The organism is Streptomyces sp. NPDC055966 (assembly GCF_042269865.1).
GTDB lineage: Bacteria > Actinomycetota > Actinomycetes > Streptomycetales > Streptomycetaceae > Streptomyces.
Genome location: NZ_JBHJYK010000036.1, coordinates 1 through 21130, shown reverse-complemented (window position 1 = coordinate 21130; position 21130 = coordinate 1). Strand labels below are relative to the sequence as shown.

The window sequence follows — 21130 nt, the reverse complement described above, 5'->3', positions numbered from 1 at the left end:
GGGTTCTCCGGTCTGCGGAGCCGTGCACCCGGTGGGGTGCGTGGCTCGTGGCGGCGGTGCACCGGACGGTGCGGCCCGGCCCGCGGGGAGGCGGGAAAACCGGGCCGCACTCTCGGATCAGGTCAGCTGAGGCCCGCGACGGTGGTGCGGACCTTGCTGATGATCTCGTCGGGCATCGGCGCGTAGCTGATGCCGCTGAGGATCTTCTGGCCGTCCTCGGACGCGATGTAGTTGAGGAAGGACTTGACGGTGGGCAGGGTGTCGGCCTTGTTGCCCTTGTCGCAGGCGATCTCGTACGTCACCAGGGTGATCGGGTAGGCGCCGTCGACCTTGGTGTTGTAGTCGAGCTTCAGCGACAGGTCCTGGCCGGTGCCGACGACCTTGGCGGCGGCGATGGCCTTGGTGGCGCTGTCGGTGCTCGGGGCGACCGGCTGGGCGGCACCGGTGGCGATGCTGGCGGCCTTGACGCCGTCACCGACGTAGGACAGCTCGAAGTAGCCGATGGCGCCGTTGGTCTGCTTGACCTGCTGGGCCACACCGGAGGACTGGGCGGCGGACTGACCGCCGGAGGCCTGCCAGGTCTTGCCGCCCGAGTACTTCCAGTTGTCGGGGGTGGAGGCCTTCAGGTACTTGGTGAAGTTGTCCGTGGTGCCGGAGTCGTCCGAGCGGTGGAAAGCCTGGATCTTCAGGTCGGGAAGCTTCGCCTTCGGGTTCAGCTTCGCGATCGCCGGGTCGTTCCAGTTGTTGATCTTGCCGTCGAAGATCTTGGCGAGGGTCGGGGCGTCGAGGACGAGGTTGTCCACACCGTTCAGGTTGTAACCGATGGCGATGGCGCCGCCGACCATCGGGAGGTCGATGCCCTGGCCGCCGGAGCAGACCTTCTTGGAGGCCGCGACTTCCGCGGGCTTCAGCGCGGAGTCCGAACCGGCCCACGGGATCTGGCCCTGGGTGAACGACGTCACACCGGCGCCGGAGCCGCCGGCCTTGTAGTTGATCTGCACGCCACAGGCCTGGGAGAAGTTCTTCACCCAGGCGTCGATCGCGTTCTTCTGCGCGGAAGAGCCGTCCGACAGCAGCTGGCCCTTGGCGCCGTCACACTTGATCGCGGAGGCGTTGGTGGACGACGACGGGTTGCCCGACGCGTTCGAACCGCCACCGGTGTTGTCGGAGCCGCACGCCGTCAGGGCCAGGGCGCCGGAGACGGCGATCGCGCCGAGGGAGATGGCGCGGAGCCGGTTCTTGCGCTGAAGCATCACTTTCGGGAGTTCCTTCCAGGAGCCGCCGCATGCGGCGGCGTGCGAGGTTGTGAGACGCGGGAGCTCAGCGCATCCAGGGCCGCACTCCGCATCGGGTACGGCCGAAATTAGGCAGAACAGGTGAAGCCGCCGATGGCCCGAAGTGAACGCGGGGTGAACCCCTGCCATCGGCCTGGTTAGGTCACGGAATGCTTACGGGGAGGGCACGCGCCGGTCTCGACCGCAGGGTTACACCCACGCGTCTTCGGCGTTCGAATCCCTGTGTGCGAACTGTTACGAACTTTCCCGCCCAGGATGCCGTCTCACCCCGGGAAGGACCAAGGGGGTCCGGGGGGACCGGGGAAAGGCAAGAGACGACGATGGGCATGGAACGGCGTACGTTCATCGCGGGCGGCGCGGCCGCACTGACCGCGACCGCACTGACCGGGTGCAGCACGGGCTCGGGTACGACCGCAAGCGCGGGAAACACGGGTTCATCCTCGCGCACGGCGCTGATGACCACCAGCCAGAGCGCCGCCGCGAACTGGACGGCCCTCGCCCGCGACCTGGACGGCACCCTGGTCCGCCCCGGCGACGCGGCCTGGAAGACGGCGCACCAGCTCTACAACACCCGCTTCGACACCCTGAAGCCCGCCGCCGTCGCCTACGTCGCGCACGCCGACGACATACGCACCACTCTCGCCTACGCCCACTCCCACGGCATCCGGATCTCCATACGCAACGGCGGCCACTCCTACGCCGGCTACTCCTCGGGCACGGGCCGTCTCATCCTCGACGTCTCCAGGCTGAACCGCATCCGGGTCAGCGGCGGCCAGGCGGTCGTCGGCGCCGGCTCCAAGCTGATCGACGTCTACCGGGCGCTCGCGGCCAAGGGCGTGACCATACCCGCGGGCTCCTGCCCGTCGGTCGGCGTCTCCGGCCTGGTCCTCGGCGGCGGCCACGGCGTGGCCTCCCGCGCCTACGGCCTGACCTGCGACAGTCTCACCCAGGCGACCGTGATCACGGCGGACGGCACCCAGGTCACGGCGAACGCGTCGTCGCACTCCGACCTCTTCTGGGCGCTGCGCGGCGCGGGCAACGGCAACTTCGGCGTCGTCACCGAGCTCCAGTTCAGGACCCACGCGGCACCGCAGGCGGTCACGGCGTACCTGACCTGGCCGTGGTCGAAGGCGGCGGCGGTCCTGAAGGCCTGGCAGGAGTGGGGCCCGACCCAGCCCGACGAGATCTGGTCCTCCCTCCACCTGGAGTGCTCCCCGGGCCGCACGCCCGGCATCTCGGTGGCCTGCTTCTCGATGGGAACGTACGGCGAGCTCCAGAACGCCGTGGACCGCCTCGCCCACCTGGCAGGCGCGAACGCCTCCTCGGTCACCCTGCGCCGCAAGGGCTACGAGGAGGCGATGGAGGCCTACGCCGGCTGCACGTCCTTCTCCTCCGACGCCCAGTGCCACCTGCCCGGCTCGACCCCGGGCCGCTCCCCGCAGGGCGCGCTCGGCCGGGAGACCTACGCGGCCCGCTCCGACTTCTTCGACCGGTCCCTGTCCGCGGCGGGCATCCAGACGGTGCTGCGGCAGATCGCCTCGGTCCGGGGCGGCGCGGGCAGCATCGCCTTCACGGCCCTCGGTGGCGCGGTCAACCGCGTCAGCCCCACGGCCACGGCCTTCGTCCACCGCCGCTCGCGCATGCTGGCGCAGTACATCGCGTCCTGGGGCGCGGGCGCCTCCGGCACCACGGCCCAGTCCTGGCTGACGTCGGCACACGGCGCCATGCAGCCGTACGCCTCCGGCGCCGCGTACCAGAACTACACGGACCCGACCCTGAGCAACTGGCGCAAGGCCTACTACGGGGACGCGGCGAGCCGCCTGGGCAAGGTGAAGCAGAGCTACGACCCACAGCGCTTCTTCTCCTACGCGCAGGGGCTCTGACGAACCCCGGGCGGGATCCGGACCCGGCTCCTACGCCGCCAGATCCCGCTCCTCGTTCTCTACGGAGTGGCGGGCGCCGGGCAGCAGCGCCCCGTCCCGCCCGCCGTCCCGCGCGGCCCGGCTCCGCACGATCCACCCCGCTCGCGGCGACCGCTCCACCGCCCGCATCAGCGGGGTGAGCAGGGCCATGGCCGCCGGGGACAGCAGCAGGGCGACGGCCGTGCCGAGGGCGAAGCCGCCGACGACGTCCGTCGGATAGTGCACGCCCATGTACACCCGGCAGAACCCTTCCAGCAGTGCGAGCCCGATCCCCGCGATGCCGAAGCGGCGGTTGGCGACGAACAGGCCGACGCCGAGGGCCATGGTGATGGTGGCGTGGTCGCTGACGAAGGAGAAGTCGGTCTTGCCGGGGACGAGGACGTCGAGCCCCTGGTGATCGACGAAGGGCCGGGGCCGTCCCACGAACCCCCGGATGGGGATGTTGACGAGTACGGCGAGGCCGGCGGCGAGCGGCGCCCACACCAGCGCGGCGACGGACGACACGGCGTCCTCCCCGCCCCGGCGCCGCACGGACCACCAGCACCACACCACCAGCAGCACCATGGCGAGCAGCAGCCCGTACTCCCCGACGAACTCCATCACCCGGTCGAACCAGTGCGGAGCGTCCTTGGCAAGGCCGTTGATGTCGTAGAGCAGGCCGACGTCGGGGTTCGATCCGGATTCGGCGAGTACAGCCATGGTGCTGCGGCCCCTTCGTCGTCTACCGGACGCACCTCATGTGCGCCGCTCCTGCCCCCCGTGGTGCGTAGATCCGCTTCCGCTGCACGTCCGCTCGGCTACGTCAACAGGAACGCACAGCCCTCCCCAATACGTTCCACTCTCCACTGAAAGATCACGCAGACGTTATCGAAGAGAGACTCGTCTTCGCAGCTCAGGGGGTGGGTTCACGCTCCGTCTCAGACCGCCGTGGGGAGCGCTTTTGCGCCATCCGCGGTGACGCGGGTGGCGCCGAAGTAGTCGCGCGCGTCGATGGGATCGAACCGGATCACCGCACCCGTACGCGGCGCGTCGATCATGTACCCGCCGCCGACGTAGATCCCCACGTGATGGATGGCCCGCGAGTCGCTGGGATCGGTGGAGAAGAACACCAGGTCGCCCGGGAGCAGTTGATCCCGCGACGGATGCGGTCCGGCGTTGTACTGGTCGTTGGCCACGCGCGGCAATGTGACGCCGACCTTGGCGTACGCGGCCTGCGTCAGCCCCGAACAGTCGAACCGCCCACCCTGCTCGGCGGTCCCCTCCCCACCCCACAGATACGGCGTCCCGAGCTTGCTCTGCGCGAACGCGATGGCCCCGGCGGCCTGTTGACTGGGATCGATGCGGGTGACGGGGGCGGCGAAACTCTGCGACAGGCTGCGGATGCTCTTGACGTAGTCCTGCGTCTCGCTGATGGCCGGCACCCCGCCGGCCTTTATCACCCGGTACGCACCGGCGTTGTAGGCGGCGAGCATGTTGTCGGAGACGTCGCCCGGCACGCTCTTCACGTCCTTGGCCAACTGGCAGTCGTACGAAGCCGCCGAAGGAATCGCGTCGCCCGGGTCCCAGACGTTCCGCTTGCCGTCGCCGTTGCCGTCGATGCCGTAGATGGCCCACGTGCCGGGGATGAACTGTGCGATGCCCTGCGCGTTGGCGGGGCTGACGGCAGTCGGGTTCCAGCCGCTCTCCTGGTACAGCTGGGCGGCGAGCAGCGCCGGGGTGAGCTGCGGGCACAGGTTGCCCCACTTCTGCACGAGCCCCTGGTAGGCGGCCGGTACGGCGCCCTTGGCCAGCGCCCGGCCTGCCGAGGCCACCCCGCCCGCGAGGTTCCCGGCGACGACGTAGACCCCGACCACGAGCAGCGCGACGAAGCTCATGCCGAGCCCGACGGCCGCCCCACCGAACACCCATACCTTCCGCACGGTCCAACTTTCCCCCATGCCCGAGCGGTTCAAGGCTCTTTTTGCGTGATGTGGCGTCATTTCACAGTGACACCACGGCACGTGACGGGGGTGTAGTCACCGGGCGGTGGCCGGATCGATGCTGTGCGGCGGTTTCACGCTGATGATGAGCCGGGATCCCGGGCAGCGAGGATCACGTTCCGCGGTTCAGGTCCCGAGGCGTGACTCCCTGCTCATGGACGGCCGCGAGGCCCTGCCATGAAGATCAACCAGCCGTGGCGTCCTTGTACAGCTCCGTCGCCTCGCTGCCCAGCACCACGCTGTACGACACGTCGTCGGTCGAACCGCCCTGTTCGTGGCCGCCGAGGATGCCGACGACCTGGTTGTCGCCGTTGACCCAGGGGCTGCCGCTGGTGCCGGCGGTGAAGGAGGGGCAGTCGATGCGCTGCTGGGTCCTGCTGTGCGGGGTCGGCTTGTTGGTGCAGCTGATCGGCACCTCGCGGGAGTCCGGGTAGCCGACGACGGTCACGGCGGTGGCACCGGTGGCCGTACCGGGCGTGAAGCGGTTGGCCCCGACCACGTCCTCCAGGCGCCGGCCGTTCGCGTTCTCGACGGTGACGAAGGCGAGGTCGCTGTCCTCGTCCTGGTCCTTGGCCCATCCGTCGGGCAGGTAGCGCCTGCCCAGCTTCCACACCCCGTACGGCGCGTGTCCGTCCCGGTAGCCGGGCACGAAGAGCAGCTTGTCGTCGGCGCTGCTCACGCAGTGCGCCGCCGTGGCGACGAGATCGCCCCCGGGGCTGTGCACGACCGAGGCCGTGCAGTAGTGGCCGCCCTTGAGATCACCGGCGTGGTCCGCGCCGACGAGCACACCGATCCGTGCGGTGTGCCGGTTCACCGAGGCATCGGCGGTGACCCCGAGGGGCCCCGACGCCTCATCCGCGGCCGCCACGGACGCCGAGGTCAGGGCGAGCATCACCACCGCGCCGAGCAGTGCGGGGCGCGAGGTGAGCGTGATGCGTGAGATGCGCTTCATCAGCCTCCACTCTGCCCCGCGATCGTGAGAATCCCTCTGAGACTTAACTGAGATTTTCCTGTGAAACCTCCGGTTGGGCCCAGAGCCTCACCCGTAGACAGGGAAGTCACCCGTCGCGACATCACCGTGCAGCGGCTCGGGCAACGGTACCGGCTCCCCGAACTTACCTGGCAGCACGTCCTGGTAGGCGCCGTCGTCAGGCCGGGTGTGCAGGGTCCGGGTGGCCTTGCGCGGGTCGATGACGAGCAGCACGGGGACGCGGGCCACGGCGTACCAGTCGGCCTTGTCGCGGATGTCGCGGGATTTCTCAGAGGGAGAGATGACCTCGACGGCGAGTGCGGCGTCCTCGGGGTCGGCAAGCCAGTTCTCGTCCTCCTCCCATTCCTCGGGGAGAACGACCAGATCCGGCGTCACGTAGTCGTCCGGGTCGGCGGGGAGGCCGATGGAGGACACCTCATAGACGTCCAGCCCATCGGGGAGGGACGCACCTTCCAGCTGCCGCCGCAACCGCCTCACCACACCCGCGTGCTTGCCACGCGGAGTCGGGGACATCACGAGCTTTCCGCCCAGGACCTGCACCCGCAGACCCGTCGCTTCCTCGATCTTCTCCGCGACCTCGCGCAGGTTCCCCGGCCGGGGACGGGGGCCGTTCCACGTTCCGGACGACACGGACATGGCTCGCTGCCTCCGTTCTTCCGCCTCGCCGGCGTCTTCGGCCGCGCGAGCGGGTTCGGTGGGAGGTCCGACGTCCCGCTCGGCTCTGGAACCACCGTACTGGGCGGCCTCCTGTCCCGCCTCCACGTCACGCACAGTCACCGTCACCATGAGCACACACCTCCTCACGTTCCGATCGGGCACGATTACAGTAAGCCACGGCTCTGACAGTCCGCCCACAGCAGCTTCCCGCCTCTGGACGCACCCAGCTCCCGCAGCACGGAGACACCCCAGGAGTCGGCACAGGCCCGTACGAGGTGCAGGGCGCGCCCGCTTTCCGCGTCGTCCGCCGGTGCGGGCTCGGGTACGGCCTCGGCGGCGGAGCCTCCTCGATGCCGAGGCCCAACTCCACAAGTACCGAACGCTCTTTGACCGGATCGACGCCGTCGCACTCAGCCCGGACAAGACCCGTGACCACATCCACGACCTGATGCGAGAGCTGTGAGGGACCACCGATGAACCCGAACTGGCAGAAGTCCTCTTATTGCAGCGAGAGCAACTCCCCGGCGGCCTTCGGCACCCTCATAGCCGCCCTCAAGAAGAAGCCGGCGCCCGTCAGCGAAGGCGCCCACGACGACGCCCCCTTCCACCTCCGCTGCGCGGACACCGTCGTCACGACCACCCGCCGCAAGTGGAACGCCTTCGCACTCGGTGTCCGGGCAGGCGAGTTCGACCACTTCGCGGCCACGCGCTGAGTCGGTTGCTCGTCCAGGTGGCTCAGCGCCGGTAGTGGCAGTTGCAGCCGCCGTGAGCCGTCAGCTCACCGGCTTCAGCCCCCACGCCACCCCCGTCATCTCCTCCGACAGCGTCCACAGCCGTCGCGCCGCCGCCGGGTCGCTCGCCGCCGCGCTGCGGCCGACCAGGGTCGGGGCGCCGCGCATCTCGCCGAGGCCGTCCGGGCCGACGTACGCCGCGCCGGGCAGGTCCTGGCTCGCGGCGAACAACGTGGGCAGGGCGCCGGCCCGGTCGCTCTGGGCGAACACCTTGTTGCCGACCGCCATGACTCCCCTCATGAGGGCACTCCCGTGGTGGCTCTGCAGGTTGGTGGCGGCGTAGCCGGGGTGGGCGGACAGGGCCCGCACCGGGGAGCCGGCCTCGGCGAGGCGGCGCTGGAGCTCCAGGGTGAACAGGAGGTTCGCGAGCTTGGACTGGGCATAGGCGCGGGTCGGGGTGTAGCGGCCGCGCAGGTTCACGTCCTCGAAGCTGATCACCCCGTCGCCCCCGCGGTGCAGACCGGAGGAGACCGTGACCACGCGGTCCGTCACATACGGCAGCAGCAGGTTCGTCAGCGCGAAGTGCCCGAGGTGGTTCGTGCCGAACTGCATCTCGAAGCCCTGCTGCGTGCGCTGCTCGGGCAGCATCATCACGCCCGCGTTGTTGATCAGCAGGTCCAGCGGGCGGTCCCAGCCGGCCGCGAACTCGCGCACCGAGTCGAGGTCGGCCAGGTCCAGCCGGCGCACCTCCGTGCTGCCGCCGGCCCGCGCCGCGGCGGCGCCGCCGCGCGCGAGGTCCCGTACGGCGAACACCACGTGCGCTCCGGCCCCGGCGAGCGCCTGGGCCGTCACGAGGCCGAGGCCGCTGTTGGCGCCGGTGATCACAGCCGTACGACCGCTGAAGTCGGGGAGGTCGGTCACGTTCCACTTGTGAGTAGCCATACCCCGAATGTAGGCATCGACAACAAAGCTGTCAACGACAACATCCCGTTACCATGGTGGGCATGCCGCGCCTGTCCTCCTCCTCGCCGTCCCCCTCCCGCCGTCCCTACCACCACGGAGACCTGCGCACCGCCCTGCTCAAGAGCGCCGAGCGCACCCTGCGCGAGAAGGGCGTCGGCGCGCTCTCGCTGCGCGAGCTGGCCCGGGACATCGGCGTGAGTCACGCCGCCCCGGGCCGGCACTTCAAGGACAAGCAGGCCCTGCTCGACGCCCTCGCGCTGGACGGGTACGAGCGGCTGAACCGGGCGCTGGACTCCGCCGTCGAGGACCCCGGCCTCGGCCTTGAGGGACGGCTGGCCGCACTCGCCCGCGCCTACCTCGGCTTCGCCGTCGAGAACCCCGAGCTGCTGGAGCTGATGTTCGCGCGCAAGCACGCCCCCGAAGACTCCGCCCGCTCCGACAGCTCCGAACTGCTCGCCACGGCCGTCGACCTCTCCCTCGGCTCCATCACGCGGATGATCGCGGACGCCCAGGAGCGAGGGGAGATCGTCGCGGGCGACCCCGAGCGGATCACCATGGTCGCCGCCGCGAGCCTGCACGGCCTCGCCGCCCTCATCGCCGCTTGCGCGCTCGACGCCGAGGAGGCCGTGCGCGGCCTGGACGAACACGTCCATCTGCTGCTGAACGGACTCCGGCCGCGGTAACACGCTCTCGCCACCCGTCAGTTACGCGCGTAGCCGCACCCTTCGGCCGCCGTCTGTGCCCGCCCTGTGCCCCAGGTCAAGCCACTCCCAGCACAGAGCCAGCACACGGCCATTGATCAGTAAGCCTCCGCCCGACTTCAGTAACGCGGGAGTCAGAATTCCAAGACCCTTCTTGTTGTCGCGTACTCAACAAGCAAGGGTCGAACCCGGGCCGCCGCCCCCACCGGTCACCCACCGGTGGACTCCCACACCCGCAGGCCTCTGTCACCCACTTCCAGGAGGCTGTACCTTGCGTACGTCCACCCACAACTCCCCCCACATACGCGGTAGATGGCGCCGCCTCGGCACCGCGGCCGCGGCCACCGCCGCGCTCGCCCTCGCCGGCTTCGGCACCGCGGCCCACGCGAGCGCCACCACCGCCACCACCGGCCACGCGGCGGCCACCAAGGTGAGCGCCCAGGCCGTCGCCGCCCAGGTCGCCAAGGCCCATGTGCGCTACGAGAAGGCGTGTGCCGCGACCCCGAAGAAGGGCTTCGCCGCCTGCAACGCGCTCCGTGTCACCGGCGGCACCACCGCCTTCATGGAGAAGCAGGCCGCCCTCAAGGGCATCGCGCCGAAGACCGTCTCGCCGAACGCCGCCTCCGATTCCCCCACCGGATACGGCCCCTCGGACCTCCAGTCGGCCTACGGCCTGACCTCCGCCGCCTCCGCCAACGGCTCCGGCGAGACCGTCGCCATCGTCGACGCCTACGACGACCCGAACGCGGCGGCCGACCTCGCGACGTACCGGTCGTACTACGGCCTGCCGTCCTGCACCACGTCCAACGGCTGCTTCAAGAAGGTCAGCCAGACCGGCTCCACCACCTCGCTCCCCACCGCCGACAGCGGCTGGGCCGGTGAGGAGTCCCTCGACCTCGACATGGTCAGCGCGGTCTGCCCGAACTGCAACATCCTGCTCGTCGAGGCCAAGTCGGCGTCCGACGCGAACCTCGGCACCGCGGTGAACGAGGCCGTCAGGCTCGGCGCGAAGTTCGTCTCCAACAGCTACGGCGGCTCGGAGTCCTCCTCCGACACCTCTTACGACTCCTCGTACTACAACCACCCGGGCGTCGCCATCACCGCCAGCGCGGGCGACAGCGCCTACGGCGCCGAGTACCCGGCCGCCTCCCAGTACGTCACCGCCGTCGGCGGCACCGCCCTGTCCACGGACTCCAGCAGCCGCGGCTGGACCGAGTCCGTCTGGAACACCTCCAGCACCGAGGGCACCGGCTCCGGCTGCTCCGCCAACGACCCCAAGCCCAGCTGGCAGACCGACAGCGGCTGCTCCACCCGCATGATCGCCGACGTGTCCGCCGTCGCCGACCCCGCCACCGGCGTCTCGGTCTACGACACCTACCAGGCGAGCGGCTGGAACACCTACGGCGGCACCAGCGCCTCCTCGCCGATCATCGCCTCGGTCTACGCCCTCGCCGGCACCCCGGGCAGCAGCGACTACCCGGCCCAGTACCCGTACAACGCGGCCGGCACCGCCGCCCTCAACGACGTGACGAGCGGCAGCAACGGCACCTGCGACACGGACTACTTCTGCACCGCCGGGCCCGGCTACGACGGCCCGACCGGCTGGGGCACGCCGCAGGGCACGTCCGCCTTCAGCGCGGGCTGACCCCACAAGGATCCACCCCGTCGGGTCACGGGGAGCCGCCAGTTTGAGGGGGACGTGGGGTCCCTTCGGCGGCACGGAAAGGAAAACGGGTCACGGCAGCCGGCCGCGGCCCGTTTTCCCTGCCCAGCGCCTCTCCTTCCTGTCCAACTCCCATGCACTGTCTATGAGTTGGGTCAAGTGAACGGAATGCTTCGGTAAGGCGGACGCCAGGATTCCAGTACCCCCCTGGTTGTCACGTACTCAACAAGTCATCGTCTACCGCGTACCACGCACCGCCGCACGCACCCGCACAGCCCTGTTCCCACCCCCCACCCGGAAACCAGGAGCTGCACACATGCGTACGACTCACAGACGGTGGCGCCGCCTCGGCACCGCCTTCGCGGCCACCGCCGCACTCGCCCTCGCCGGCCTCGGCACCGCGGCCCACGCCGACGCCGCCGCCCCCACCGCGAAGGCCACCTGGACCGCCACCCCCTGTGCCACCCCCAAGCACAAGGGCGAACTCGCCTGCCACTCCTTCCGCGTGACCGGCGGGCTCACCGCCTTCCAGAAACAGCAGGCGGCGCGGACCGGCATCACCCCGAAGGCCGCCGACGCCTCCACCCCCTCCGGCTACGGCCCCTCGGACCTCCAGTCGGCCTACGGCCTGACCTCCGCGGCCTCCGCCAACGGCTCGGGCGAGACCGTCGCGATCGTCGACGCCTACGACGACCCGAACGCGGCCGCCGACCTCGCCACATACCGCTCGCACTACGGCCTGCCGTCCTGCACCACCTCCAACGGCTGCTTCAAGAAGGTCGGCCAGACCGGCTCCACCACCTCGCTCCCCACCGCCGACAGCGGCTGGGCCGAGGAGGAGTCCCTCGACCTCGACATGGCCTCCGCCATCTGCCCGAACTGCCACATCCTGCTCGTCGAGGCCACCTCCGCGACCATGGCCAACCTCGGCAAGGCGGTGAACGAGGCCGTCACCCTGGGCGCGAAGTACGTCTCCAACAGCTACGGCGGCTCGGAATCCTCCTCCGACACGTCGTACGACACCTCGTACTTCAACCACCCGGGCGTCGCCATCACCGTCTCCGCCGGTGACAGTGCCTACGGCGCCCAGTACCCCGCCGCCTCCAAGTACGTGACCTCGGTGGGCGGCACCGCCCTGTCGAAGTCCTCCTCCGCCTCCCGCGGCTGGACCGAGTCCGTCTGGAAGACCAGCAGCACGGAGGGAACGGGCTCCGGCTGCTCCGCGTACGACGCCAAGCCCACCTGGCAGACCGACACCGGCTGCGCCAAGCGCACCATCTCGGACGTGGCGGCCGTGGCCGACCCGGCGACCGGCGTCTCCGTCTACGACTCCTACGGCGTGACCGCCGGCTGGTACACCTTCGGCGGCACCAGCGCCAGCTCGCCCATCATCGCCTCCGTGTACGCCCTCGCCGGCACCCCGTCCAGCGGCAGCTACCCGGCCAAGTTCCCGTACACCGCGGCCGGCACCTCCGCGCTGAACGACGTCACCAGCGGCAACAACGGCTCCTGCTCCCCCAGCTACCTGTGCACCGCCGGCACGGGCTACGACGGCCCGACCGGCTGGGGCACCCCCGAGGGCACGGCGGCCTTCACCGGCTGACCGCACCACCGCCTCGCACGTCACAGGCCCCGACGGCACCCGGCCGCCGGGGCCTTGTCCATTTCCCGCCCGTCCCTCATGAGAACATCGTCCCGAAGCCTCACCCGACCGGCCGTCAGAAACCGTGCCAGGTCGTAAAGAGGGACAACGACAGAACCACACGACAGGTTCCGGTCTGACCTCGTTGCCCGGGGTGACCTGCCGTGATACACAGAGTGACCGTACGCGCGATACGTACGAAACCCGCCAGTCAATGACGTCAAGTCGACATACGTCGGCGCCGATGTCGGCGACAATGAGGCCTGACCTCTGCACCCCGCAGGGGGCCAACAGAACTACCCACCAGGGGCGGTGACTTACATGCTTCTCGCGGCCAGCAAGGGTGACATCAACACCATCATCGGCGGGATCGCCCCGAACTGGGGCCCCTTCGGCAGCCTGGGCAACGAGGCGAAGGTGATGATCGAGGTGGTGATGGCGGTGGCCATCCTCCTGTGCCTCGGCATCGCGGTCTGGGGCGCGGCCAAACAGCGCATCGGCGCCACGGCCCTGCGCGACACCTTCAGCGCGGAACAGGGCAAGGGCCTCATCATCGCCGGCCTCACCGGAGTCTTCATCATCGGCTCCCTCGGCACCCTGTTCACGATCGTGTACGGCATGGCGGTCTAGCCACACCTCCCGCCCCTCCGTCCCCCGTCCCCCCCGTCTCCACCCGTCCGTCGTGCCCACCGGCTGAGGTTGCGTTTCCCTGATGTCGAGTCACCACACCGCGCCCGCGCGGGAACCAGCACGGCTACCGTCGTATGCCTACGAGGGTGAGGGGGCGTACACGGCATGAATCCCGGAGACGATGGGTCCTACCCCGACTACGACAGCCCCACGGGCCAAACCCGCACCCGCCTCCCCGACAACGACCCCTACGGCGGCGCCCCCCGCCGCCCCACCCGCTCCTCGTCCCGCAGTCTGGTGACCGTGGTGGGCGTGGTCGTCCTGCTGATCGCAGCGATCGCATTCGCCAACCGGGGAGACCACCCCTCCACCGACACCGCCTCCGACAAGGGCAACAGGCCGACGACGTCCTCGACGGCGGCCTCCGGCACCCGCCCGGTGGACACGAAGTCCACCACCGGCATCCCCTCGGGCTTCGCCCATACGGAGCAGGGGGCTCAGAGCGCAGCGGCGAACTACGCGGTGGTTCTGGGGTCGGCCGACATGTTCAACACCACGCGGCGGCACGCGATCGTCGACGCGCTCTACGCACCCGACGTGGCGGCCGCCAGACAATCCGCGTTGGACAGCGCCTACTCCGGCGAGAAGCTCCTGTCCAACATCGGCCTGACGAAGGACGGGGCGGCCCCCGAGGGGCAGACGTTCGTGTCCCGGGCAATCCCGGTGGGCACCAAGGTCACCTCCTCGGGAGCGGACACGGCCACGGTCGAGGTCTGGTACACCTCGCTCTTCGGTCTCTCCGGCGACGCCTCCAAGAATCCGGTGACGGAGAGCTGGTACACCACGACGTACCTGCTGAAGTGGGCCGGCAACGACTGGAAGATCTCCAGCGACCAGCAGAAGGAAGGGCCCGTGCCCGTAGGCCGTGATCAGACGGCGTCCACTGCTGACCAGATGACGAAGGCCGTCGAGGAGTACGGAGGGTTCACGTATGCGCGCTAACCACTACGTCCTCAAGTTCGCGGCGATCATCGGCACCGTGCAGACAAACGCGGTGCTGCTGGCCTCCCGCGCCTTCGCCGCCCCCACGCCGACACATACCGCGACGCCCAACTCCCCCGCGCCGTCGCCGTCTCAGAGCGACACCTGCGCGCTGATCCATGACGCGGCCAAGCAATTCTGCGAGCAGGGCAACGGGTCCAAGGGGGGCTCCTCCGGCTCCACCAACATCCCCCTCACCGACTCGACGGACCCCCTCTCCTCCCTCGCCAAAGGCTGTGCCGAGGCTGCCTCCTGGACCATCGACAAGCTCAGCAAGGCCGTGAAGAACACCGCCAACGTCGACTTCACCAACGAGAAGTTCCTTCAGCAGTACGCCGTCGTCTTCGCCGCCTCCACGATCCTCACGCTCCTGCTGTGGCTCCTGGCCGTCGCCAAGCGCGCCGTCCGCGGCGTCCCGCTGACGACCGCCATCTCCGAGGCCATCGGCTTCCTCTGGCTGACCGTCCTCGCCTCCGCCTTCACCCCCCTGATCCTCTACACCGTCGTCTCCGCGACCGACGGTGTCAGCGCCGTCCTCGCGAAGACCACCGGCAACCAGGCCGACGTCTTCTTCGGCACCTTCTCCGGCGCCCTCGGCAAGGGCACCGACATCGGCGGCGGACCGATCATGCTGATCGTCGTCTCCCTGGTCAGCATCCTCGCCGCCGGCGTCCTGTGGCTGGAGCTCGTCATCCGCGCCGCCCTCCTCTACGTCGGCGCCCTCCTCGGCACCGTCGTCTACGCCGGCCTCGTCGACAAGAACCTGTGGGGACACGTCCGGCGCTGGGCCGGCATCATGATCGCGGTCATCCTCGTCAAACCCGTCATCGTGATCGTGCTCGGCCTCGCCGGCGCGCTGTCGAGCGGCAACGGCCCCGACTCCTTCTCCGCCGTCGTCTCCGGCCTCGCCATCATCCTGCTCGCCATCTTCGCCAGCGCGATGATCTACCGCTTCGTCCCCGGCTTCGGCGACGAGATCGCGAACGGCCGCAACAACCGCATCATGCAGGGCGCCGAGAGCAAGGCCGCCGCCGTCATCAGCTCCCCCGCCACCCTCGTCGCCCAGGGCATCAAGACCCACAGCTCCCGCGCCGACAACAACGGCGGCGCGGGCGGCACCAGCAGCAGCACCCCCCGCCCGGCCAACCCCGCCACCGGCGGTGTCGCCGCGCACAGCAGCCGCCCCTCCGGCGGCGGCGGAGCAGTCCCCTCCGCCACTCCCGCGCCCCGCGCGCCCAGCCCGGCCAACACCCCGCACGCCGGCAACGCCCGCAACAACCGTTCAGGAGGTGAAGGGCGTTGACGACCGAGTCCCACCTGTCCCATCCGGTCACGCCCCGCCGTACGTATCTCATCGGCCGCGCCCGGCCCAACGCGATCGTCGGCCGAAACCGTGAGTCCGGCGAGATCGCGCTCATCATCGCGGGCGCGTTCCTCGGCATGATGTGCGGCCTCCTCGTCCCGGTGCTCTCGCTGCGGATCGTGCTGCTCACGGGCTTCCCGCTGATCGCGCTCGCCGCGGTCTACGTGCCGTACAAGCGCCGCACGTTCTACAAGTGGTTCGAGATCAACCGCAGCTACAAGCGCACCGTCAAGAACGGCGCCGTCTACCGCTCCACCGCCATGGAGGCCGGCACCAGCATCGGCGGACGGGAGGTGGAGGTGGGGCCGCCCCCCGGCATCGGGCGGATCACCTGGCTGGCCGCACCCTTCGGCCCCGACGAGATCGCCGTACTGCTGCACGCCGACCGCAAGACCGTCACCGCCGCCATCGAGATCGAGGGCCCCGGCGTCGGCCTGCGCGACTCGGAGGACCAGGAGGCCCTGGTCGACCGCTTCGGCACCCTGCTGAAGCATGTCGCCAACGGCGACGGCTTCGTGACCCGGCTGCAGATGCTCGCCCGCACCCTCCCCGCCGACCCCGACGCCCACGCCAAGGACGTCGCCCTGCGCGGCGACGACCGCGCCCCGGACTGGCTGTCCCGCTCCTACGACCAGCTCCAGTCCATGGTGTCCACCAGCAGCGAGCAGCACCGCGCCTACCTCGTCGCCTGCATGCACTTCACCCGCGAACTGGCCGCCGAGGCCCAGGCCATGGCCAAGGCCGCCCGCCCGCAGTCCGGCCGCAGGCTCGACCGCGACGCCGGGCTCGCCGTCGTCATGGCCCGCGAGCTGACCGACATCTGCTCGCGCCTCCAGGAGGCCGACATCCGCGTCCGCCAGCCGCTCGGTCAGGGACGGCTGGCCTCCCTCATCCACTCCATGTACGACCCGGACCACCCCATCGACCACATCCAGGCGATGACCCAGCGCAACGCCTGGCCGGCCGAGCTGGACGCCATGGAGCCCACCTACCTCCAGGCCAAGACCCGCGAGTCCAACACCCGCGCCCCCTGGTGCCACGCCACCGCCTGGGTGAAGGAGTGGCCGATGACCCCGGTGGGCGTGAACTTCCTCGCCCCCCTCCTCGTCCACACCCCCGACGTCATCCGCACCGTCGCCGTCACGATGGACCTCGAACCCACCGAGATCGCCATCGAACGCATGCTGACCGAGAAGACCAACGACGAGGCCGAGGCGTCCCGCGCCGCCAAGATGAACCGGACCGTCGACCCCCGGGACATCGCCGCCCACAACCGCCTCGACCAGCGCGGCGAGGACCTCGCCAGCGGCGCCGCCGGCGTCAACCTGGTCGGCTACATCACCGTCTCCGCCCGCACCCCCGACTCCCTCGCCCGCGACAAGCGCACGATAAGGGCCTCCGCCGGCAAGTCGTACCTCAAGCTGGAGTGGTGCGACCGAGAGCACCACCGCGCCTTCGTGAACACACTTCCCTTCGCCACCGGCATCCGACGGTAGGGGCTGATTCACCGATGCGGGATCCGCTGTCCGTCCTCACCGACGCCTTCACGTCCTTCCTCTTCGGAAAGGTCGAGACGACCCGTCTCCCGGTCCGCACCTCCACGGGCCAGGCCCAGGCCGTCTACCTGCCCACCGCCGCCCCCGGCCTCGGCGACTCCGGCGTGATCATCGGCCGCGAGGTCTACTCCGGAAAGGGCTACATCTACGACCCCTTCCAGCTCTACGGCCAGCAACTGCCGGCCCCCCACTGGCTCGTCCTCGGCGAGTCCGGCAACGGCAAGTCGGCCCTGGAGAAGACCTACGTCCTGCGCCAGCTGCGCTTCAAGGACCGCCAGGTCGTCGTCCTGGACGCCCAGGGCGAGGACGGCGTCGGCGAATGGAACCTCATCGCGGAAGAGCTGGGGATAACCCCCATCCGGCTCGACCCGACGGCGGCCCTGAACCACGGCATCCGCCTCAACCCCCTCGACCCCTCGATCACGACGACGGGCCAGCTGGCGCTGCTCCGCACGATCATCGAGGTCGCGATGGGCCACGGCCTCGACGAACGCTCCGGCTTCGCCCTGAAGGTCGCGCACTCCTACGTCAACGAGTCGATCGTGGACCGCCAGCCGGTCCTCACCGACATCGTGGAGCAGCTACGGCACCCCGAGCCGGAGTCGGCCGAGTCGATGAACGTCGCCATAGACGACGTACGCGCCTGGGGCCTGGACGTCGCCCTGGTGCTGGACCGCCTGGTCGACGGTGACCTGCGCGGCATGTTCGACGGCCCGACCACGGTCGGCATCGACCTCGACGCGCCCCTCATCGTCTTCGACCTGTCCCACATCGACCGCAACTCCATCGCCATGCCCATCCTCATGGCGATCGTCGGCGTGTGGCTGGAACACACCTGGATCCGCCCCGACCGGAAGAAGCGCATCTTCCTGGTCGAGGAGGCCTGGCACATCATCAACAGCCCCTTCGTGGCCCAGCTGTTCCAGCGCCTGCTGAAGTTCGGCCGGCGCCTGGGCCTGTCCTTCGTCGCCGTGGTCCACCACCTGTCCGACGTGGTCGACGGAGCGGCGGCGAAGGAGGCGGCCGCGATCCTGAAGATGGCGTCGACCAGGACGATCTACGCCCAGAAAGCCGACGAGGCGAGGTCGACGGGCCGCGTCCTGGGCCTGCCCCGCTGGGCGGTGGAGATCATCCCCACTCTCACGCCCGGCATCGCGGTCTGGGACGTCAACGGCAACGTCCAGGTGGTCAAACACCTCGTCACCGAGACGGAACGCCCCCTGGTCTTCACCGACCGCGCGATGACCGAGTCCTCCAGCGACCTCGTCGCCGACGAGGTGCTGCGCGCCGCCGAGCTGGAGGCCGAACAGCGGGCGGCGGCCTTCGTGGAACAGCACCTGGGCGACTCCGAGTCGACGGTGGCGTAGAGGCGCGTAGAGGAAGGGCACAGGCGTGAGACCGGACGACCGCCGCACCGACCGGCGGGAGGGCCAGGGCGGCATCCCCGACGGCCTCCTGGTCGGCATACTCGCGTTCCTCCTCGGCATGACCCTGCTGGTGTGGACGGCCACCGGGCTGGCCGCGCTCTTCACCAAGGGCGCCTGGCCCACGGGGGTCGTCTTCACCCGCACTCCCCTGGCCATGCGCCACCTCATCGGACAGCCCCACGACATCGCCGGCGCCTGGCCCGACACCCCCGCGAACCAGCTGTCCGGCTGGGGCCTGTTCTGGGGCCTGTTCCTCGGCCAGCTGATGATCCTGTTCGTCCTCACCGTGTTCGTGATAGGCGCGGCCGCGCGATGGCGGGCGGGGAGGGCGAGGCGGAAGGCGGAAGGACACGAGGAACCGCGTCCGGAGCCACGCCACGAGGTACCGGTGCCGCGCGGTGAACCGAGACCGGAGCCGGTACCGGAGCCGGTACCGAGGTCGGAGTCGGTGCCGGTACCGGCTCAGCCGGCACCCGAGCCCGAGCCGGAGCCGACGGAGATCTTGCGGGAGACGGTGCCGGAAGCCGCGCCCCCCGGCCTCCCGGTCAACGGCGAACCGGTGGGCCGGCGGAACGGAATCCTCGTCGCGCCCAGAGAAGACCGCCGGCCGACCGCGACCCACGCCGTACGCGAGGCGGAAGGCCCCGCCCTCGTCGTCACCTCGAACCCCGTCCTCTGGGCGGACACCAAGGACGCCAGGGCCAAACTGGGCCCCATCCTCCTCTACGACCCCGCGCACCTCTGCGACACGCCGGCCCGCCTCCACTGGTCCCCCACGGCAGGCTGCGAGGACAAGCCGACGGCCCTGAGCAGAGCGACGGCACTCCTCACCCCGGTCCAGCCCACGGCCAAGCTCGACCAGACCGTCACGGACACGGCAACCACGCTCCTGCGCAGCTACCTCCACGCCGCCGCCCTGGAATCCCGCACCATCCGCCACGTCCACCGCTGGGCCCAGGGCACCCAGGTCCAGGACGCCGTACGCACGCTCCGCACCCACCCCAAGGCCGCGGCCGGCTCCGCCGGCGAACTCGAGGCAGCCCTCACCGCGCACCCCGAACGCCGGGACATCGCCCAGGAGTTGATCACGCGCGCCCTCGCCGCCCTCTTCACGGTCAACATCCGCGAGGCCTGCACTCCCAACCGAACTGATGCGCTCGCCTTGGATTCCTTTGTCCACGAAGGGGGCACGCTTTATGTGGTCGGTGAATCCATCGAGGACCCCCGGAGCAACCCCGGCGCGATGCCGCTCCTGACGGCCCTCGTCTCAAGCGTGGTCGAGCGCGGCCGGCGCATGGCCGAACGGTCATCCTCCGGTCGGCTCGACCCACCACTCACCCTGGTCCTGGACGACATCGCGGCCGTCGCGCCCCTGCCCCAACTCCCGGACCTGCTCACCACCGGCTCCGACCGCGGCCTGCCCACCCTCGCCCTGCTCCGCTCCCGCGAACAGGCCCGCTCCCGCTGGCCCCACCAGGAACTGCCGGTCTAGGACCGCCGCCCCAGCACGAACTCCAACTCGTCCTGCTCCTCGTCCTTGACGAACGGCACCGTCACCCCGCTCGGCGCGAAGCCCGCCTTGCGGTACGCCCCCTGCGCCCGCGTGTTCTTCTCGTGCACCAGCAGCCGCACCCGCTGTGCACCGCGCTCCCACGCCCAGGCCACACCGGCGTCGAACAGGGCCTTGATCAGCCCGTTCCCACGGTGCTCGGGCCGGACGTACACCCCGACGACATGCCCCTGCCGCCGCTCGACCGGCGTCCCGGCCCAGTCCTTCGTCCCGGCCTCCTCGATGAGCACGGTCACCGAGCCGGCCCATGACCCGTCGGGCGCCTCGGCCACGAACTGCCGGGCCGCAGCGGACCCCTCACCCGACCCTTCGGCCCGGTCCTGCCAGAAGGCGTCCGCCTTGACCGCGGCCTCCTCGTACGACTCCAGAAAGGCGAGATCCGCCAACGGATCCCGCAACGCCTCAAGCCGCAACTGCTTCACGAGGGGCCAGTCGTCGCGTCGTATGGCGCGGATGACGTAGTCATGATTGCTGCTCATGGGGCCACCGTAGTTCGGCCCGCTGTCAGTGGCATCTCATATTGTGGTCGCCATGACAACACTCCCTCAACGCCCGCACACCGCCCTGCTGGTCATCGACGTACAGAACGGCGTGATGGCCGGCTCCCCCCACCGCGACGACGTCATCGCCAACATCAGCACACTCGTCGGCAAGGCCCGCGCGGCCGACGTTTCCGGTGATGTGGGTGCAGCACTCCGACGAGGAGCTGAAGGAGGGCAGCGAGAACTGGCAGTACGTCCCGGAGCTGGTCCGGCAGGACACCGAGCCCCTCGTGCCCAAGAACTGGATGGACTCCTTCGAGGACACCGAGCTGGAGTCCGTGCTGTCGGAGCTCAAGGTGGGCCGGCTCATCGTCACGGGCGCGCAGACCGACGCGTGCATCCGCTCCACCCTGACCTTCTGAAAACGCAGAAAGGCCCACGCCTGATGGCGTGGGCCTTTCCCAAAATTTGTTCGGCGGCGTCCTACTCTCCCACAGGGTCCCCCCTGCAGTACCAT

At 70.0% G+C, this 21130-nt stretch carries 18 protein-coding genes and 1 pseudogene; 12 read left to right on the top strand and 7 right to left on the bottom strand.

Annotated elements, in window-relative coordinates; all coding sequences use genetic code 11:
• Positions 1–122 precede the first annotated feature (122 nt).
• A complete protein-coding gene (gene pstS / locus ACFC8N_RS45005; protein ID WP_362816969.1) occupies positions 123–1256 on the bottom strand; it encodes a phosphate ABC transporter substrate-binding protein PstS in 1134 nt (377 codons plus the stop codon).
• A 365-nt stretch (positions 1257–1621) separates the two neighbouring features.
• Between pstS and ACFC8N_RS45000 the strand changes: the two genes are divergently transcribed.
• Positions 1622–3178 (top strand): FAD-binding oxidoreductase, encoded by a 1557-nt coding sequence (locus ACFC8N_RS45000; RefSeq protein WP_356020543.1) that lies wholly within the window; start codon positions 1622–1624, stop codon positions 3176–3178.
• A 30-nt stretch (positions 3179–3208) separates the two neighbouring features.
• On the opposite strand, the gene ACFC8N_RS44995 is transcribed toward ACFC8N_RS45000, so the two are convergent.
• The 4 genes from ACFC8N_RS44995 to ACFC8N_RS44980 all read right to left on the bottom strand — a co-directional run bounded on the left by ACFC8N_RS44995 (position 3209) and on the right by ACFC8N_RS44980 (position 6973).
• A complete protein-coding gene (locus ACFC8N_RS44995) occupies positions 3209–3916 on the bottom strand; it encodes a phosphatase PAP2 family protein (RefSeq protein WP_356020546.1) in 708 nt (235 codons plus the stop codon).
• A gap of 218 nt (positions 3917–4134) precedes the next feature.
• Positions 4135–5154: a bifunctional lytic transglycosylase/C40 family peptidase gene (locus ACFC8N_RS44990; RefSeq protein ID WP_356020548.1), complete on the bottom strand. Its 1020-nt coding sequence runs from the start codon at positions 5152–5154 to the stop codon at positions 4135–4137.
• Positions 5155–5380: 226 nt separating this feature from the next.
• Positions 5381–6148 carry a serine protease gene (locus tag ACFC8N_RS44985; RefSeq protein ID WP_356020550.1) on the bottom strand — a complete coding sequence of 256 codons (768 nt, stop codon included), beginning with the start codon at positions 6146–6148 and terminating at the stop codon, positions 5381–5383.
• Positions 6149–6235: 87 nt separating this feature from the next.
• Entirely contained in the window at positions 6236–6973 is a 738-nt protein-coding gene (locus ACFC8N_RS44980; protein WP_376295458.1) for a Uma2 family endonuclease, read from the bottom strand.
• A gap of 344 nt (positions 6974–7317) precedes the next feature.
• Here ACFC8N_RS44980 and ACFC8N_RS44975 point away from each other — a divergent pair, with 344 nt between their 5' ends.
• Positions 7318–7557 (top strand): hypothetical protein, encoded by a 240-nt coding sequence (locus ACFC8N_RS44975; protein ID WP_376295456.1) that lies wholly within the window; start codon positions 7318–7320, stop codon positions 7555–7557.
• A gap of 60 nt (positions 7558–7617) precedes the next feature.
• On the opposite strand, the gene ACFC8N_RS44970 is transcribed toward ACFC8N_RS44975, so the two are convergent.
• The gene (locus ACFC8N_RS44970) at positions 7618–8517 is read right to left on the bottom strand and encodes an oxidoreductase (protein ID WP_356020558.1); all 900 of its coding nucleotides are present in this window, start codon (positions 8515–8517) and stop codon (positions 7618–7620) included.
• Between the two features lie 62 nt (positions 8518–8579).
• Between ACFC8N_RS44970 and ACFC8N_RS44965 the strand changes: the two genes are divergently transcribed.
• From ACFC8N_RS44965 to ACFC8N_RS44925, 9 genes are all read left to right on the top strand, one after another.
• Positions 8580–9221, top strand: coding sequence for a TetR/AcrR family transcriptional regulator (locus ACFC8N_RS44965; RefSeq protein WP_376295455.1), 642 nt, complete (start codon positions 8580–8582; stop codon positions 9219–9221).
• 289 nt (positions 9222–9510) lie between these two features.
• The gene (locus tag ACFC8N_RS44960) at positions 9511–10884 is read left to right on the top strand and encodes a peptidase S8 (RefSeq protein WP_376295454.1); all 1374 of its coding nucleotides are present in this window, start codon (positions 9511–9513) and stop codon (positions 10882–10884) included.
• 334 nt (positions 10885–11218) lie between these two features.
• A complete protein-coding gene (locus ACFC8N_RS44955; protein WP_356020565.1) occupies positions 11219–12505 on the top strand; it encodes a S53 family peptidase in 1287 nt (428 codons plus the stop codon).
• A 360-nt stretch (positions 12506–12865) separates the two neighbouring features.
• A complete protein-coding gene (locus ACFC8N_RS44950; RefSeq protein ID WP_356020567.1) occupies positions 12866–13174 on the top strand; it encodes a hypothetical protein in 309 nt (102 codons plus the stop codon).
• A gap of 165 nt (positions 13175–13339) precedes the next feature.
• Entirely contained in the window at positions 13340–14176 is an 837-nt protein-coding gene (locus ACFC8N_RS44945) for a hypothetical protein (RefSeq protein ID WP_362816988.1), read from the top strand.
• Complete coding sequence (locus ACFC8N_RS44940; protein WP_376295453.1) at positions 14166–15518, top strand: hypothetical protein; 1353 nt, start codon at positions 14166–14168, stop codon at positions 15516–15518. Before ACFC8N_RS44945 ends, ACFC8N_RS44940 begins: the two co-directional genes overlap by 11 nt.
• Positions 15515–17074 (top strand): SCO6880 family protein, encoded by a 1560-nt coding sequence (locus tag ACFC8N_RS44935; protein ID WP_356020574.1) that lies wholly within the window; start codon positions 15515–15517, stop codon positions 17072–17074. The genes ACFC8N_RS44940 and ACFC8N_RS44935 overlap by 4 nt, the downstream gene beginning before the upstream one ends.
• Positions 17075–17088: 14 nt before the next feature.
• Positions 17089–18501: an ATP-binding protein gene (locus ACFC8N_RS44930; protein WP_356020577.1), complete on the top strand. Its 1413-nt coding sequence runs from the start codon at positions 17089–17091 to the stop codon at positions 18499–18501.
• 25 nt (positions 18502–18526) lie between these two features.
• Entirely contained in the window at positions 18527–20053 is a 1527-nt protein-coding gene (locus ACFC8N_RS44925; RefSeq protein WP_362816993.1) for a type IV secretory system conjugative DNA transfer family protein, read from the top strand.
• Here ACFC8N_RS44925 and ACFC8N_RS44920 read toward each other — a convergent pair.
• Entirely contained in the window at positions 20050–20610 is a 561-nt protein-coding gene (locus ACFC8N_RS44920) for a GNAT family N-acetyltransferase (RefSeq protein ID WP_362816995.1), read from the bottom strand. The two genes, ACFC8N_RS44925 and ACFC8N_RS44920, sit on opposite strands and share 4 nt — an antisense overlap.
• A 52-nt stretch (positions 20611–20662) precedes the next feature.
• Here ACFC8N_RS44920 and ACFC8N_RS44915 point away from each other — a divergent pair.
• Positions 20663–21026, top strand: a pseudogene (locus ACFC8N_RS44915) (cysteine hydrolase family protein); the annotation flags it as partial.
• Positions 21027–21130: the final 104 nt, after the last annotated feature.